Origin of the sequence: Streptomyces sp. NRRL F-525 (genome assembly GCF_000716605.1) — a bacterium.
In the GTDB taxonomy this organism is placed as follows: domain Bacteria; phylum Actinomycetota; class Actinomycetes; order Streptomycetales; family Streptomycetaceae; genus Streptomyces.
The window spans coordinates 262,711-277,356 of sequence record NZ_JNXE01000008.1; the positions used below are offsets into that span (position 1 = coordinate 262,711).

Consider the following 14,646-nt stretch of genomic DNA (forward strand, 5'->3'; position numbering starts at 1 on the left):
CTCCCGGATGCGGGGCGCGGGTGAGGAATTCCCGGGCGGACGGCGGAAGTTGGGGCAGCTGGCCCGGACTCAGGTGCGGGCCGCGAGGCTCGGCCGACGTGCGAAGAACGCGGGATACAGGCGTCGGCAGACCAGGAGGGCGAGCAGTCCCAGCACGACCGTCCCGGTGCCGATCACGAACGTGCCGCCGACGCGGGATCCCGAGGAGAACGGCAGGGTCCAACTCGTACCGCTGTTGATCGGATCCCATGCCTGCACCAGGCTCCAGGCGCCCGCGCCGAGCAGGACGACCCCGCCGATCGCGGGGAGCACCACGGCCAGCCAGAGGTCCGAGGCCTTGGCGCGCGGCCCGGCGCGGTGCACCCAGGCGGAGGTGAGTCCGGTGAGCCCGTAGTAGAACGCGATCAGCACCCCGCAGGCGGACACCGCGTCGCCGAGGACGAGACCGTGGCCGAGGAAGTTCAGCGCGACGTACACCACCGCGCCGACGACGCCGACCGCGATCGTGCCCACGTGCGGGATGCGGAAGCGCGGGTGCACCCGGGCCAGTGCGCGGGGGAGCGCGCCCTGGTCGCCCATCGACAGCATCGTGCGGCTCAGGGTCAGCACGGTCGTCTCCGTCGAGGCGGCGGCCGAGGTGAGGACCATGAGGATCAGCAGGTGCCACAGCACCGAGCCGAAACCGCTCGACCCGAACACCGCGGTGCCGAAGCCGTACAGGACGTCCCCGGAGTTGTCCGGGTTGTTCAGGCCGATCCCGGTGGCGCCGATGCCGGCGAAGGAGAGCGCGGCGAACGTGGCGAGGAGGTACAGCGCCACCAGCAGCACCGTGGACCAGGTCGCGGCCCGGCCGGGGACACGGTGCCGGTCGGTGGTCTCCTCGTTGACGGTGAGTGCCGTCTCCCATCCCCAGTAGATGAACAGCATCAGCACCAGCGCGCTGACGAACGCGCTCAGAGAGGCGCCCTCGAACGGGTTGAGCCAGGACAGGCTCGGCCGCCGGGCCCCGGCCGGCGCGGAGCCGCCGTAGGCCTTGACGAGTGCGACGGCCGAGAGGGCCACGAGCATGCTGAACTCCAGGAACAGCAGGGCTCGTTGGACCGCGGCCGCGATCTCGATACCGCGGTAGCAGATCAGGGTCATCAGCGCGAGCCAGCCGAGGCCGGCCAGCAGGACCCGCCAGTCCGCCGGATCGGAACCGATGTTCTCCGCGCCGAACAGCAGGAACACGTACTGCCCGGCGACCTGGGCGAGACTGCCGATCACGAGGACGAACGAGGCGATGATCGCCCAGCCGCCGAGGAAGCCGAGGTTCGGGTTCAGCGCGCGGGTGGCCCAGGTGAAGATCGTGCCGCAGTCCGGGTCGCGCCGGTTGAGCGCCGCGTAGCCGAAGGAGACGAACAGGATCGGGACGAAGGCGAGCACCACCACGGCCGGGGCCTGGAAGCCGACGTAGCCGACGACGAATGCCAGCGTCGCGGTGAGGCTGTAGGCGGGCGCCGCGGACGCCACGGCGAGGATCAGGCTGGTGGCCATGGAGAGCGCGCCGGAGCGCAGCCCCTTGTCCGCCTGGGCCTCGCGCACTTGGAGTTGCGAATCCGAGGTCATTGCCACTCCCGATCTATTGGTCTACGGGTACCGACGAACAAACGCAATGACTGATTGGCGAGTCAGACTGGCTGTGGCGGGAGATGCTGTCAAGGCCTCGATCGCAATTATGTGGAGTGTCTTGACTGGTGAGTCAATGTTGCGGCACGGTAACCGGCGTGACACCACTCGAAACTTCTGCCGTGGACACCGACGTCGTGGTCGTGGGCGCCGGATACGCGGGACTGACCACCGCGTGGCGGCTGGCCGAGGCCGGCGTCGACGTGGTCGTACTGGAGGCCGCCGAGCGCGTGGGCGGCCGTGTGTTCAGCCAGGTGACCCCGTCCGGGGTGCGCGTCGACCACGGAGGACAGTGGATCGGGCCGAGCCAGCGACGGTTCCAGGCGCTGGCGGCCCGGTTCGGCTGCCGGACGTTCCCGACCTGGGAGGCCGGCCGGCACGCCGAGATCCGCGCCGACGGCACGCGCGTGGACTACGCGGGCGGCGCACCGGACGCCGGACCGGGCATCGAGGAGTACGAACGCGTCACCGCCCTGCTGGACGAGCTCGCCCGTACCGTCGACCTCGAACTGCCGTGGTCTACCCCGCGGTTCACGGAGTTCGACGCTCTGTCGGCCGAGGACTTCTTCCGCGCGCAGACCGACGACGAGGACGCGTTGGCGCGGCTGGCGCTCGCGATCCAGGGCGTCTGGTGCGCCGAACCGCGCGAGATCTCCTTCTTCCACGTGCTGTTCTACCTGGCCTCGGGCGGCGGCTACGAGCAGCTGATGGAAACCCGCGGATGCGCCCAGGACGCCCGGTTCGCCGACGGGGCCGACGCGGTGGCCTACGCGCTCGCGAAATCGCTGGGCGACAAGGTCCGGCTGGGCGAGCCGGTGCTCTCCCTGCGGCAGACCGCGCACGCGGTGGAGGCGTACACCGGCCGCACGGTCGTCCGCGCGCGGCGGGCCGTGGTCGCCGTACCCCCGGCGGTGATCGAACGCATCGCCTTCGACCCGCCGCTGCCCTCCGCACGGCGCGGCTGGGTACGCCACTCCCCGATGGGACGCGTCGCCAAGGTGCACGCCGTCTACGAGGAACCCTTCTGGCGCGCGGCGGGACGCTCCGGGATCGCGACGCTCTACGGCGACAGCCCGGCCGGCGTCGTCTTCGACAACTCACCCGAGGACGCCTCGCGCGGCGTACTCGTCGCGTTCGTCTACGGCGACAGACTCGACCGCTGGTCCGCCGGCACCGACACCGAGCGCCGCCACGGAGTGCTGGCCGCACTGTCGGCGGTCGTCGGACCCCGGGCCGGACAGCCCGTCGACTACGTCGAGAAGATCTGGCCGCGGACCGGCTGGACCGTCGGAGGCTACGAGTGCTTCCTGACCCCGGGCGGCTGGACCCGGCACGGCAGGGACGGATGGCGCGAGCCGACCGGGCTCGTTTACTGGGCGGGGACCGAGACCGCCTCGGTGTGGAACGGCTACATCGACGGGGCGATCTCGTCGGGCGAGCGTGCCGCCGCCGAGGTGATCAGCGCCCTGGCGGCCGTCGTCCACCCGGGGTGAACCGCCTTGCCTGACATACTGATCGGGTTATGACCAGCATCGAAGAGCGGCCGGCCGGGACCGCCGACACTCTGCCGGAGCGCGTCCGTACGGCGATCCGCGCGGCCGCCGTCTCCCAGCGCGAGCTCGCCCACCGGATCGGAATGGACCCGACCGCCCTGTCCAAGGCACTCCGCGGAAACCGGCGGCTGCGCGACGAGGAGATCGCCGCCATCGCGAAGGCCTGCGGGGTGTCCACGGCGTATCTCGTCGAGGGCGTCGGTCCCGAGCCCGTGCTCCCGCCCGAGACCGGACGCGACCGGGCGCAGCCCGTGACGGCACAGGAACGCCGGGACCAGATCCTGGAGGCGGCGACCGTCCTCATCGCCCGCCGCGGCTACCACAACGTGCGGGTCTCGGACATCGCCCGCTACTGCGGGACCAGCACGGCGACGGTGCACTACCACTTCCCCAGCAAGGAAGCCACGCTGCACGCGGCGCTCGAGTACTACGCCCAACGGTTCCGCACCCGCCTCGACGAGGAGTTCGGCCGGGCCACGTCCGCCCGTGACAAACTGCGCCGCCTGATCGAGGTCCAACTCCCGCTCGCCGCCGAGGACATCGACGAATGGTCGGTGTGGATCCAGTTCTGGAACCAGGCGATGCTCGAACCCCGCCTGCGGCCCGCACAGCGGCGGATCTACTCGGGCTGGTACCGGGTCGTCGTGGACGTACTGCACGAGTGCCGGTCCGAGGGCCTGGCACCGGAGGCGGACGTCGAAGCCCTCGCCGACCGGTTCACCGCGATGGTCGACGGCCTGGCGATCCAGATCCTCGCCAGCTCGACCGAGATGCGGCCGGACCGCATGCGCTCGCTCCTGCTGCGGGCCTTCGAACCCCACCTCGACCTGACCGACCACCCGGGCGTGCTGGGCTGAGGGGCGGGAGGGGCTTGAGACCGTCACTCCGTGAGCGCGTGCGCGCCTTTCCGCGGATCGTCAGCGCAGTCCGCTGTAGGCGGCCATGATGATCTCCATGCCGCGGTTGTCCTCGTGCCGCTCCCGGTCGAGCATCTGGTTCATGACGTAGGCAACCGTCATCCGTGCGTCGGGATCACTCGCGACCAGCGAGCCGCCCCATCCGCCCCAGCCGAACATGTTGCCGAACTTGCCGAAGCCCACGGTCCAGGACATCGGGCTCCGCAGCACCCGGTCCTCACCGCGGAACACCTCCTGCCACGCGGGCTCGCAGCCCTGAGAGGACAACAGCCGCACGCCACCGGCCGAACCCCGGTTCGCCAGGACCGACTGGACGAGGGCGACGGACCGGGCGTTGCCGAAGCCGTTCACCGCGGGGATCTGCGCACGACGCCAGGCAACGGAGTTGGCATCCCTGACCCGGACCGTGACACCGGTGTGCTCCCGGCGTGTGCCGTCCGGTCCGAGTGGTGCGCCGGCGGTGAACTCGTCGGTCGTCGACGGCGGCGCGATGAGCGGTGCGACGCGGTGGTCGTCGTCGGGGGAGAGCCCGATGTGGAAATCCGCGCCCAGCGGCTTGGCCACCTCCTCGGCGAAGAAGGCGCCGAGGCTGCGGCCGGTGATGCGGCGGACGACCTCACCGATCAGGAACCCGAAGGTGAGCGCGTGGTACCCGGCGGCCGTGCCCGGTTCCCATTCGGGGGCCTGCGCGGCCAGCCCCGCCGTCACGCCCTGCCAGTCGTAGAGGTCGTCGACCGCCGTCGGCCCGGGCAGGTCCGGCAGCCCCGCGGTGTGGGACAACACGTGGCGTACCAGCAGACGTTCCTTGCCCGCCGCTGCGAACTCGGGCCAGTAGGCGGCGACCGGCGCGGACAGGTCGAGCCGGCCCTGGTCGGCCAGAACGAGCGCGCACAAGGCGGTCATGTTCTTGGTCGTCGAGTTCACGCACGTGAGGGTGTCCCGCTCCCAGCTGACGGTGCGGTCCGCGTCGGCGGACCCGCCCCAGAGGTCCACCACCGGTTCGCCGTCGAGGTGGACGGCGACCGAGGCACCCACGTCGTCCTTGCCGAGCGAAGCCGCGAGGGCCGCCTCGACCTCGGCGAACTGGGGCTCGCACAGCCCCTTGAGATCAGTCATGTGCGCAAGCCTCAGGCAGGGCCGAGGCTCGCGGCCCGACAATTCCCGTACGGCTTCTGTCGGGCAGGGCGCGGATGAATCACCTGCACAATCACTTCCACACCTAGGGACGGACACGCGTGCTGGAGCGGCTGAATCAGGCACTGGACCACTTGGAGGCCAGCCTCGACCGGGAGGTCGACGTGGCCGAGGCGGCCCGGATCGCCGCGGTGTCCGAGTACCACTTCCGGCGGCTGTTCTCCGCCCTCGCCGGGATGCCGCTCCCGGTCTACGTCCGGCGCCGCAGGATGACCCTCGCCGCCGCCGAGGTGCTGGCCGGGGAACGCACGCTGCTCGATGTCGCGGTGCGGTACGGCTACGGCTCGGGCGAGGCGTTCGCCCGGGCGTTCCGGTCGGTGCACGGCATCGGCCCGGGGGAGGCCCGGCGCGAGGGCGCGCTGCTCACGGCACAGCCGCGTATGTCCTTCCGGGTCGTCGTCGAAGGCAGTACGACGATGCGGTACCGGATCGTGGAGAGGGAGGCGTTCCGGATCGTCGGCCGGAAGGCTCGGGTCCCGCTGGTGCACGAGGGCGTCAACGCGGACGCCGCCGCGCACCTGGAAACCCTGGACGAGCGGGCGATCGTACGGATGAAGGAGCTGTCCGACCTGGAGCCGGAGGGGATTCTGTCGGCGGCCGTGTACCTGACCGACAGTCGGGAGGAGGGGGCCGAGGCGGACTACTGGATCGGCGTGGCCACCGGCCCGGAGCCGGTCGTCGGGGACCTCGACACCCTCGACGTGCCGGCCGGGACCTGGGCGGTCTTCGACAACGACGGGCCCTATCCGAGTGCGCTCCAGGAACTGTGGCGGGACGTGTTCACCCAGTGGTTCCCCTCGAATCCGTACACGAGCCGGCCAGGTCCCGAACTCCTGCGGACGCGGCCGGTGGCGATCGGCGAGGAGACCCACTCCCAGCTGTGGATCCCGGTCGAGCGGAGCGGCGGGAACGCCGCCGTGTGAACACCGGTCGGCCGACGGGCGGGGATGCTCCAGTTCGTTCACCTTCGGAAGGCCGGCCGACTGTGACGCAGGCCATGATTCCCGTCGTCCGGTCTTGGAATGCGGGAGTGCGTGCCGCGGCTGTAGCGCCCGTAGACTTTTCCTGCCCTGAGGGGCGCATCGGGCAACGGTGGCCGGCGCGACAGGCTACAGAAACAGGGCGAACGGGACGCACCACGGTCCTGCCCGCTTCCCCCGCATCCGTACGCAAACCGCCGCCCGCGAAAGGTACTTACGCTCCATGCCACTGGCCCTGCTGGCCCTTGCCCTCGTCGCGTTCGGAATCGGTACGACCGAGTTCGCCACGATGGGACTGCTGCCCCAGATCGCCGACGGCGTCGGCGTGTCCGTGCCGCACGCCGGCAACCTCGTCTCCGCCTACGCCCTCGGTGTCGTCGTCGGGGCGCCCATCCTGACAGGGATCGGCGCGCGCATCGCCCACAAACGGCTCCTGCTCCTGCTGTCCGCGCTGTTCGTGATCGGCAACGTCGCGTCCGCCCTCGCCCCGAACTTCGGCCTGCTGTTCGCCGCACGGTTCCTGGCGGGCCTGCCCCACGGAGCACTGTTCGGCGTGGGCGCCGTCGTGGCCTCCCGGCTGGTCGCCCCCGAACGCGCCGGGCGTGCCGTGTCGAGGATGTTCCTCGGACTCACCGTCGCCAACATCGTCGGCGTCCCGGCCGGCACCGCCCTCGGGCAGCATCTCGGCTGGCGGTACGCCTACTGCGCCGTCGCCGTCATCGGCCTCGTCGCACTGGCCGCGCTGGCAGCCTTCGTCCCCCATCAGCCCCGCGGCAACCAGTCCGGGATCCGGCACGAACTGCGGGCGATGGGCAACCGGCAGGTCGCCCTCGGCCTGGCCACCGCCGTCGTCGGATTCGGCGGCTTCTTCGCCGTCTACAGCTACCTGGTGCCGATCCTGACCCACGTGACCGGCCTCACCGACTCCTCCACCACCTGGGTCCTCGCGCTCTACGGCATCGGAATGACCCTGGGCACACTGATCGCGGGCCCGCTCACCGACCGGGCCCTGCGCCCGACCTTGTACGGGGGTCTCTTCCTGCTCGGCTCGGCGCTCGTGGCGTTCTACTTCACCGTGCACAGCACCGTTCCCGCCCTGGTGACCCTCGTGTTCATGGGCGCGATGGGCGCCCTGGTCACCACCCCCGTCCAGATGCTGCTCATGGCCAAGGCGAAGAACGCCCCGACGATGGCCGCGGCCTCCAACCACTCCGCCTTCAACCTGGCCAACGCCGGCGGCGCCTGGCTCGGCGGCCTGGCCATCTCCGCCGGCTGGGGCTGGGCCTCACCGGCTCTGGTGGGCGCGACGCTCGCCGCGGCGGGCCTCGGCCTCGCCCTCCTCGCAGGCCTCACGGACCGTGAGACCGGCAGTTCCACACTGATCACGTCCTCACCGGCCCGGACGCCGGCGGAGACTGTGCCGACGACGTCCCACACGCAGACCGGTGGCGACGCCTGACAGGTGCGCAGCCCCATCGCCGGTGGCCTCGAATGCCGTCCGGTGTCGTCCAACTTGTCGATAGAGACGGGGACTTGGGAACCGTCCGCGACGGCGATCACCACATCGCAGTCCAGCCCGACGGCACGTCCGGCTGGGCAGTGCCCGAGAGGGCGCCGTGTCGGTCCGCGGCGACTGTCACCTCTCGGCGGCCACCGCGGCGGCGGGTTGCGCGGGCTGGGGTGCGATCAGATCCAAGAGCGCCTTCGTGCCGCCTGCGGCCAGCGCGGCGCGTTGCCGTGCGGCTCCCGTCCCTTGATCGAGCAGCCGCTGCACACCGGAGGTCACCCGGTCGACGTCCCCGAGTTCCTCGAGCGCGGGTGTGAGGCGGTCGAGCATGGCGCCCACCACCACGGCTGCTGGGGAGGACGTGGCGGTACGGGGGTCGACGAGATCCGCGCTCAGGCCGCGCCTTGCCGCGTGCCATCCGGCGGCCTGCAGTATCTCGGGCGAGGGGGTCAGGGGGAGCAGATCGCGACGGTCCTCGTGCAGTGCGGTCACCACCAGCGCGCGGGTGAGCCCGGCGAGGGTGACGGCACTGTCGACGTCCAACTGGACATCGGGCGCGCGTACTTCGAGGGTCGGGTAGTCGTCGGACAGCCGGGCGTGCCAGTACAGCTGGCCCCGGTCGGAGACGACGCCGGTGGCCAGTAGCGCGGCCACCTGCTCTTCGTAGTGCGCGGCGCCAGTGAAGAACGGCGGCGAGCCGCTGATCGGCCAGCGGCCGAAGACCACGGTGCGCCAGCTCGCGAAGCCGGTGTCCCGTCCTTCCCAGAACGGGGAGTTGGCGCCCAGGGCCACCAGCACCGGCAGCCAGGGTCTCAGCCGGCCCAGCGCGGCGGCACCGGCCTGCCGGTCCGGCACGGCGACATGGACGTGCATGCCGCAGATCAGCTGCTCGTCGACCAGCCGAGCGGCCTCGGCCCGCATGGTCCGGTAGCGCTGCTGCGCGGTGACAGGCACCAGCGGTGCGCCGGCCAGCGGTGCGCCACCGGTCGCCGCGAGCCGGCAGTCCGCGCGGCGAGCGGCGCTCCCCACCGCGCGCCGGAAGCGGGTGAGGTGCGCGGCGACCTCGTCGAGGTCGGAACACACCGGCGTGGCGACCTCCAGCTGCGCCTGGAGCAGTTCGGTGTCGATGTCCTCCCGCCGCACCCCGGGCTCGCGTCCCGCGGCGGCACGGACCTCGCCGATGCGCGGCGTCGGCAGTCCCGTCTCACGGTCGAGCAGCAGGAACTCTTCCTCGACGCCGAGCGTCACACCTGTCGTCATAGGGGTGGGGTGCCCCCGATCCGCCCCGTCACGACAGAATCGCGCATCTGGCGGCCCGCTCGTCTTCTCTCAGGACGCCCAGACGCGGTCGGCGTAGTCGAGGAAGTTGCGGCCGAGGATCTTCTCGATGCGTCCGGAGCGGTAGCCGCGCTTCTCCAGGAGGCGGATCAGGTCGCGGAACTGGTCGACGCCGCGCAGGTCCACGACGAAGGGGTAGGTGTCGGCCCGTTCGCCCGCCGCGCCGACACCGGCCGCCCGGCGGGCGGCGACGTGTTCGGCGAGCGAGGTGCGATAGGCGTCGAGGTCGTCCACGGCGGTGACGCTGCCGTCGGTGCCGATGCCGACGTGGTCCTCGCCGCAGACGTCGACCGCGTGCGCGATGTGGTCGACGACGTCGGCGGCGGTGGCGTGGCCGGTCGGGTTGAGGAAGGGCATGAAGTAGATGCCGACGAACCCGCCCCGGTCGGCGACCAGGCGGAGCTCCTCGTCCGTCTTGTTGCGCGGGAGGTCGGCCAGGGCACGGCAGCCGGTGTGGTTGATCGACACGGGCTGCCGGGAGTGCCGGGCGGCGTCCAGGCAGGTGTTCTCCCCGCTGTGGGAGAGGTCGACCATCAGGTGGTGGTCGTTGAGGGCCTCGACGACCCGGTGGCCGAAGGGGGTCAGGCCCCGGTTGGCGGTGGCCATGGAGCCGTCGCCGAGGTGGTTGGCCTGGTTGTAGGTGAGCTGGACGACCCGTACGCCGGCCTCCGCGAACCCGGCGACGCGGCTCTCGACGAGGGCCGGGTCCTCGCCGACGGCGACGGCGTTCTGGAAGCCGTAGATGACGCCGATCCGCCGCTCCCGGTGGGCGCGCCGGATGTCGTCGGCCGTGCGGACCTTGAGCAGGTCGGCCGGGTGTGCGTCGAGGATGCCGTCCCAGACCGCGATCTCGTCCAGCGTGTGTTCGTACGGCGGGAGGTCGCCCATGGTGTAGCCGAGGGTGATGTTGACGGCGGTCAGGCCGGAGGCGCGGGCCTCGGCGATCGCCCGGGCGTCGACCGCGAGTTGGGCGCTGGCGGGGTTGAGCTGCGTGGCGGCGGCCCGGGCGGCGGGGGTGTTGGGGTTGTCGAGCTGCCCCAGCGCGTTGACGATCATCGGGTGCGCGGCGGTGGTCACTGGGCGTCCTTCTCGAAGTCGGCGCGGTCGAAGCGGCGGCCGCGTTTCACGGTGAGGGTGATGGTGCGCAGGTTGGCGATGTCCCGGAGCGGGTCCTCGTCCAGGACCGCGAAGTTCGCGAGCTTTCCGGCCTCGACGCTGCCCATGTCCGCCTCGGTGCCGGCGGCCCTGGCGCCGATGAGGGTCGCCGAGCGCAGGACGTCGGCGTTGGACATGCCGCACTGGTCGGCGAGGAAGGCGAGTTCGCCGTAGAGGGCGGGGAACGGGTCGTCGGGGTCGGTCTCGAAGTCCGTGCCGGTGCAGACGCCGACTCCGGCGCGGTGTGCCTGGGCGGTGACGGTGGCGGCCAACTCGGTGTTGCGGCGGGCCCGTTCGGTCGATTCGGCGGTGTCGCCCCGGAGTTCGTCGCTGGTCCACATGGACGCGGTGGCGTCGAGGACGGTGCCCCGGCGGCGCATCTCGGCGAAGAGCGCGGCCAGTTGCGGGTCGTCGCCGGCGGCGAAGCGGTCGTGCTCCACGGGCGGTTTGGTTTTGTAGCTGCTCAGCGGCTCGGTGGGGTTCTCGAAGGCGAGCAGGGTGACGTGCGAGACGCTGTCCACGCCCGCGGCGACGACCTCGCCGGGCGCGGCCGGGAAGACGGTGGCGTGCGCCCAGACGGCGATGCCCTGGCGGTGCGCCTCGGCGGTGATCGCGGCGACGGTCGCGGCGTCCAGGTCGGCGTAGACCTTGATCGCGGCGGCGTGGGTGCCACGGGCCAGGGCGACGGCGATGGTGAGGTCGGTGTCGGGGGTGATGGCCTGCATCCAGGGGACGGCGCCGGGCGTGGCGCCCCGGGAGACCTCGTGGGTGCGCGGGTCGTCGAAGAAGGAGGGTCCGGCCATGAGCGCCGCGTAGCGGATGTCGGGGCCGGGGATCTCGCCGACCAGGGTGGCGCGGGCGAGGTCGCCGATCTGCCGCAGGTCGTCGGCCATGTCGCGGATTGCGGTGACCCCGCTGTGCACCAGGCGCCTGAGCACCGCCTCGGCGACGGGCCGGTTTGGCGGGGTGGCCAGGTGCTGGTGGGTGTCGATCAGGCCGGGGACGACGAACCTGCCGTCGAGGTCGACGCGGGGCGCGTCGGCCGCGAGCGGGGGCAACGGTTCGCTATCGCCGATCACGGCGTGGATCCGCTCGCCGTCCGTGACGATCGTGGTGTCCGCACGGGGCCGGTCGCCGGTGCCGTCGAAGAGGGCGGCGCCGCGGTAGACCGTGACGGTTCCGGCGGGCGGTGCGGCCCAGGGGGTCGGGGCACCCGGGGGCAGATCGGTCATGGTCACCTTCAGTCCGCGAGGTCGTACGTTGTTGCGCTCTGGGTAACATCTGTATCGTGTGATGAAAACGCGTGGATACTGTACTCCGTGACCGGTGGATCACCGCAAGGACCCGAACCGGACAGGACGAGAAGGAAGAGCCGCTGCCATGCCCGTCGCCCCCCTTACCCCGGCGCCGCCCAGGTCGGCCGTGGACAAGGCGCTCGACCTGGTCGAGGCCGTCTCGCGCGCACCGCACCCGGTGCGGCTGACCGATCTGGCCGCCGAGGTGGGCCTGCACCGCGCCACCGCCTACCGGATCCTGCTGGACCTGGTCCGGCGGGGCTGGGTGCTGCGGGCCGGTGACCGTTATCTGCCCGGTGCCGCCGTGCTCCGGATGTCTGCCTCCGCCGCGGGCAACTCGCTGACCGCGCTGGCCCGTCCGGTGCTGGAACGGCTGTCCGCCGCGACCTCGATGATGGTCAACCTCCAGGTGCTGGAGGAGGGCGGCGCCCGGGTGATCGACGTGGTCAGGCCCGAACGGCTGGCCATGATCAGTCACTTGAGGGGCGAGCTGCTGCCGGTCCGGCGGTTCGCCGGTCCGCTGGCCCTGGTCGCCGCCCTCGAACCGGACGCCAGGACACGGTGGTTGGATGGACTCGGCGATGAAGCCGCCGACGTGGCACGGGAGTTGAGCGAGGTGGAACGGACCGGCGTCGCCGTGGAGCGCGGTCGTAACGACAAGCTGGTGGCCTCTGTCAGCCGGGCGGTGGTGCCCGACCCCGGCGCTCCGGTGTGCGCACTGACGGTCGTTGGGCCGGACGCGGAGTTCGACGGGCCGGAACTGGCCTCCGTGGAGCGGGAGTTGCGCGCGGCGGCGGACGAGCTGGGGACGGCCCTGACCGCCGGCACGGCGGAGGCCGGCCGGTGAGCGGCCTGCTGGTGCTGGACCGTCGGCAGACGGCCGCCGCGCTGCGGCCCGACGCCGTCCTCGACGCGGTGGGCCGGGCCCTGGTCTCCATCGCCCGCGACGAGGTCTCCGTCCCGCCGCGGATCGCCGCCCTGACCCCGACCGGACTGCTGGGCGCGATGCCCGGCTACGTCCCCGGGCTCGGACTGGCCGCGAAGCTGGTGACCGTGACCGCCGATCCACGGCACCCCGGACGCGGTTTCCACCGGGGACTGGTGGCACTGTTCGACGAACACGACGGGCGGGCGCTGGCGCTCGTCGACGGCGAGTCGCTGACCGAGGCCCGCACGGCGGCGGTCGCCACCCGCAGCGCGCTGGCCCTGGCCGTCCGCCCCGGTCTCGGCCGGGTGACGGTGGTGGGGACAGGCGCGCAGGCCCGCGCCCAGCTGACCCTGCTCGCGACGGTACGGCCGGATGCCGAGGTGACGGTCGCCGGCCGCGATCCGGTACGGGCCGGCGCGGCGGCGGCGCTGTATCCCGGCGCGCGGGTCGCCGCCGGTGTCGAAGAGGCGGTACGCGACGCCGACGTGGTGTTCTGCTGCACCGGCGCCACCGCACCCGTCATCCGACGCGAGTGGCTCGCTCCCGGCGTCCATGTCTCGTCGGTCGGCGGCTCCCAGGGGCCCGAACTGGACCCGGACACCGTCCGCGACGCGGTCCTGTTCACCGAGTGGACCGGCGCGGCCGCGGCACCACCACCGGCGGGCGCCCATGAACTCCAGGGCCTCGCCCCCGGCCGGCCGGTGACCCTCCTCGGATCCGTCCTCGACGGATCCCATCCGGGCCGGGGCGGGGACACCGACACCCTCACCGTCTTCAAGTCCACCGGCCACGCCGCCCTCGACGTCGCGGCGGTCCGGGTGGCCTACGACGTGGCGCTCGAACGGGGCTGGGGCGTCCGCGTGGACCTGTGAGGGACGACGGCCCCGCTCAAGGGACAGGAGGGCCGTCGCCTTCCCTTGGTGTCGGGCCGTCGCCGGGTCTCTCTCCGCGCTCGCGCCGCCACTTCAAGTCGCCCTGTTTCAGGCGAAGTTAATGCGGATGCGGATCTTCATCCATCGCTCGTCATGTGCCGTTGGGGCGGACGTCAACCAGCCCCGCCATGATCGGATGTCTGTGGGCCCGAGCCGCGCGCGTCCTGTCTCAGGGCGAGTGATGCGGGCCCCCGGGCGCGTACGGACGGGACCTCCGGTGCGCGCTGAGGTGACCGCCGCCGGTACGTGTCAGTGCTGTCGACGCGGGCCCCGCCGGTACGGACGGCCCGGCGCTGGCGTCGGTCCGCGGGGTGGCCGCCTCCGGTGAGTGGAGTACGAGGAAGATGGAGACCGGATGACCCAGGAGCCCGAGTCCGGCCCGGACGGCTACGAGGAACAGCTGGAGCGACGCCTCGCCCGGGCCAGAGCCGAACTGGCGGCAGCCGAGCGGGACGCGGCACGCGCGGAGGCCGGCATGGCCGACTTCTCCTCGGCCACCGTCTCCAAGGACGGCTCCGTCGAGGTCACCGTCGGACCCCGGGGCGAACTGAGCGACCTGCGGTTCCTGGGCGACAAGTTCCGTGAGATGTCGAGCGCGGAACTCGGCGCGGCGATCATCGAGGCGGTCGAAGCGGGCCGCGATCAGGCACGACGCGAGGCGGCCCATCACTTACGGCCGCTCGACACCCCCGGCCCGCAGGTGCCCGAACTCGCCGGACTCGACATCGACTGGGCCCGGTTCACGGGCCCGTCCGCCCCCGCCCGGAGCCGCTCCGCCAGGCCCGCCGCCCGCACCCGCCTGCACGACGAGATCGCCGACGACGAGGAAGACGGAGGCATCCGATGACCGGCCCGTCCTACACATCGAACCCGGCGGCCATCATCGGCGGCAGCCGTGTCATCGAGGACCTCGGCAGGTACGCCGACGAGGTCGGCGCATCCGCCCACGCCGCCCTGGCCGACACCGACTGGACCGGCAACGACAGCTACGGGCAGCAGCTCAGGAAGGAGTTCGTGCAGACCCGCGACTCCGTCCTCGCCACCATCGACGCCATCGCCGCGGGCATCTCGGCCGTGGGCGACGGCACCCTCGACAACCTGCGCTCGATCCGCGGCACCCAGGGCGGGATCCTCGACGCCATCCACGAACAACAAGGGCGCACCGGGAGCCGACCGTAA

Annotated in this window: 13 protein-coding genes; 8 read left to right on the forward strand and 5 right to left on the reverse strand. The window is 72.0% G+C overall.

All coding sequences use genetic code 11. The features are described from left to right. Positions 1-69: 69 nt before the first annotated feature. On the reverse strand, positions 70-1,608 hold the full coding sequence (locus OO69_RS15045) for an APC family permease (RefSeq protein ID WP_051801021.1): 1,539 nt from the start codon (positions 1,606-1,608) through the stop codon (positions 70-72). Between the two features lie 158 nt (positions 1,609-1,766). On the opposite strand from OO69_RS15045, the gene OO69_RS15050 reads away from it, so the two are divergent. Both OO69_RS15050 and OO69_RS15055 read left to right on the forward strand, forming a co-directional pair. Further along, positions 1,767-3,161, forward strand: a complete 1,395-nt coding sequence (locus OO69_RS15050; RefSeq protein ID WP_033281095.1) for a flavin monoamine oxidase family protein — start codon at positions 1,767-1,769, stop codon at positions 3,159-3,161. A 29-nt stretch (positions 3,162-3,190) separates the two neighbouring features. Continuing rightward, entirely contained in the window at positions 3,191-4,078 is an 888-nt protein-coding gene (locus tag OO69_RS15055; RefSeq protein ID WP_051801022.1) for a TetR/AcrR family transcriptional regulator, read from the forward strand. A 60-nt stretch (positions 4,079-4,138) separates the two neighbouring features. Here OO69_RS15055 and OO69_RS15060 read toward each other — a convergent pair whose 3' ends face one another. Next, complete coding sequence (locus tag OO69_RS15060) at positions 4,139-5,254, reverse strand: EstA family serine hydrolase (protein WP_033281096.1); 1,116 nt, start codon at positions 5,252-5,254, stop codon at positions 4,139-4,141. A gap of 119 nt (positions 5,255-5,373) precedes the next feature. Between OO69_RS15060 and OO69_RS15065 the strand changes: the two genes are divergently transcribed. Further along, a complete protein-coding gene (locus OO69_RS15065; RefSeq protein ID WP_033281097.1) occupies positions 5,374-6,255 on the forward strand; it encodes an AraC family transcriptional regulator in 882 nt (293 codons plus the stop codon). Between the two features lie 280 nt (positions 6,256-6,535). Then, entirely contained in the window at positions 6,536-7,771 is a 1,236-nt protein-coding gene (locus OO69_RS15070) for an MFS transporter (protein WP_033281098.1), read from the forward strand. Between the two features lie 177 nt (positions 7,772-7,948). Here OO69_RS15070 and OO69_RS15075 read toward each other — a convergent pair whose 3' ends face one another. The 3 genes from OO69_RS15075 to OO69_RS15085 all read right to left on the reverse strand — a co-directional run bounded on the left by OO69_RS15075 (position 7,949) and on the right by OO69_RS15085 (position 11,544). After that, complete coding sequence (locus tag OO69_RS15075) at positions 7,949-9,079, reverse strand: carboxylate-amine ligase (RefSeq protein ID WP_033281099.1); 1,131 nt, start codon at positions 9,077-9,079, stop codon at positions 7,949-7,951. A 69-nt stretch (positions 9,080-9,148) separates the two neighbouring features. Continuing rightward, entirely contained in the window at positions 9,149-10,234 is a 1,086-nt protein-coding gene (locus tag OO69_RS15080) for a dipeptidase (protein WP_033281100.1), read from the reverse strand. Further along, positions 10,231-11,544 (reverse strand): amidohydrolase family protein, encoded by a 1,314-nt coding sequence (locus OO69_RS15085; protein WP_033281101.1) that lies wholly within the window; start codon positions 11,542-11,544, stop codon positions 10,231-10,233. Before OO69_RS15085 ends, OO69_RS15080 begins: the two co-directional genes overlap by 4 nt. A 148-nt stretch (positions 11,545-11,692) precedes the next feature. Between OO69_RS15085 and OO69_RS15090 the strand changes: the two genes are divergently transcribed. The 4 genes from OO69_RS15090 (at position 11,693) to OO69_RS15105 (ending at position 14,646) form a co-directional block, all read left to right on the forward strand. After that, positions 11,693-12,454: an IclR family transcriptional regulator gene (locus OO69_RS15090; protein WP_051801023.1), complete on the forward strand. Its 762-nt coding sequence runs from the start codon at positions 11,693-11,695 to the stop codon at positions 12,452-12,454. Next, on the forward strand, positions 12,451-13,407 hold the full coding sequence (locus OO69_RS15095; protein ID WP_033281102.1) for an ornithine cyclodeaminase family protein: 957 nt from the start codon (positions 12,451-12,453) through the stop codon (positions 13,405-13,407). The genes OO69_RS15090 and OO69_RS15095 overlap by 4 nt, the downstream gene beginning before the upstream one ends. Positions 13,408-13,822: 415 nt before the next feature. Beyond that, positions 13,823-14,314 (forward strand): YbaB/EbfC family nucleoid-associated protein, encoded by a 492-nt coding sequence (locus tag OO69_RS51945; RefSeq protein ID WP_051801024.1) that lies wholly within the window; start codon positions 13,823-13,825, stop codon positions 14,312-14,314. Next, positions 14,311-14,646, forward strand: a complete 336-nt coding sequence (locus OO69_RS15105; RefSeq protein WP_033281103.1) for a hypothetical protein — start codon at positions 14,311-14,313, stop codon at positions 14,644-14,646. Before OO69_RS51945 ends, OO69_RS15105 begins: the two co-directional genes overlap by 4 nt.

What these genes read in the sequence shown, in the direction of transcription:
- OO69_RS15045 (WP_051801021.1), bottom strand. Translation starts at nt 1,608, where the DNA reads ATGACCTCGGATTCGCAACTCCAAGTGCGCGAGGCCCAGGCGGACAAG.
- OO69_RS15055 (WP_051801022.1), top strand. Translation starts at nt 3,191, where the DNA reads ATGACCAGCATCGAAGAGCGGCCGGCCGGGACCGCCGACACTCTGCCG.
- OO69_RS15060 (WP_033281096.1), bottom strand. Translation starts at nt 5,254, where the DNA reads ATGACTGATCTCAAGGGGCTGTGCGAGCCCCAGTTCGCCGAGGTCGAG.
- OO69_RS15070 (WP_033281098.1), top strand. Translation starts at nt 6,536, where the DNA reads ATGCCACTGGCCCTGCTGGCCCTTGCCCTCGTCGCGTTCGGAATCGGT.
- OO69_RS15075 (WP_033281099.1), bottom strand. Translation starts at nt 9,079, where the DNA reads ATGACGACAGGTGTGACGCTCGGCGTCGAGGAAGAGTTCCTGCTGCTC.
- OO69_RS15085 (WP_033281101.1), bottom strand. Translation starts at nt 11,544, where the DNA reads ATGACCGATCTGCCCCCGGGTGCCCCGACCCCCTGGGCCGCACCGCCC.
- OO69_RS15090 (WP_051801023.1), top strand. Translation starts at nt 11,693, where the DNA reads ATGCCCGTCGCCCCCCTTACCCCGGCGCCGCCCAGGTCGGCCGTGGAC.
- OO69_RS51945 (WP_051801024.1), top strand. Translation starts at nt 13,823, where the DNA reads ATGACCCAGGAGCCCGAGTCCGGCCCGGACGGCTACGAGGAACAGCTG.
- OO69_RS15105 (WP_033281103.1), top strand. Translation starts at nt 14,311, where the DNA reads ATGACCGGCCCGTCCTACACATCGAACCCGGCGGCCATCATCGGCGGC.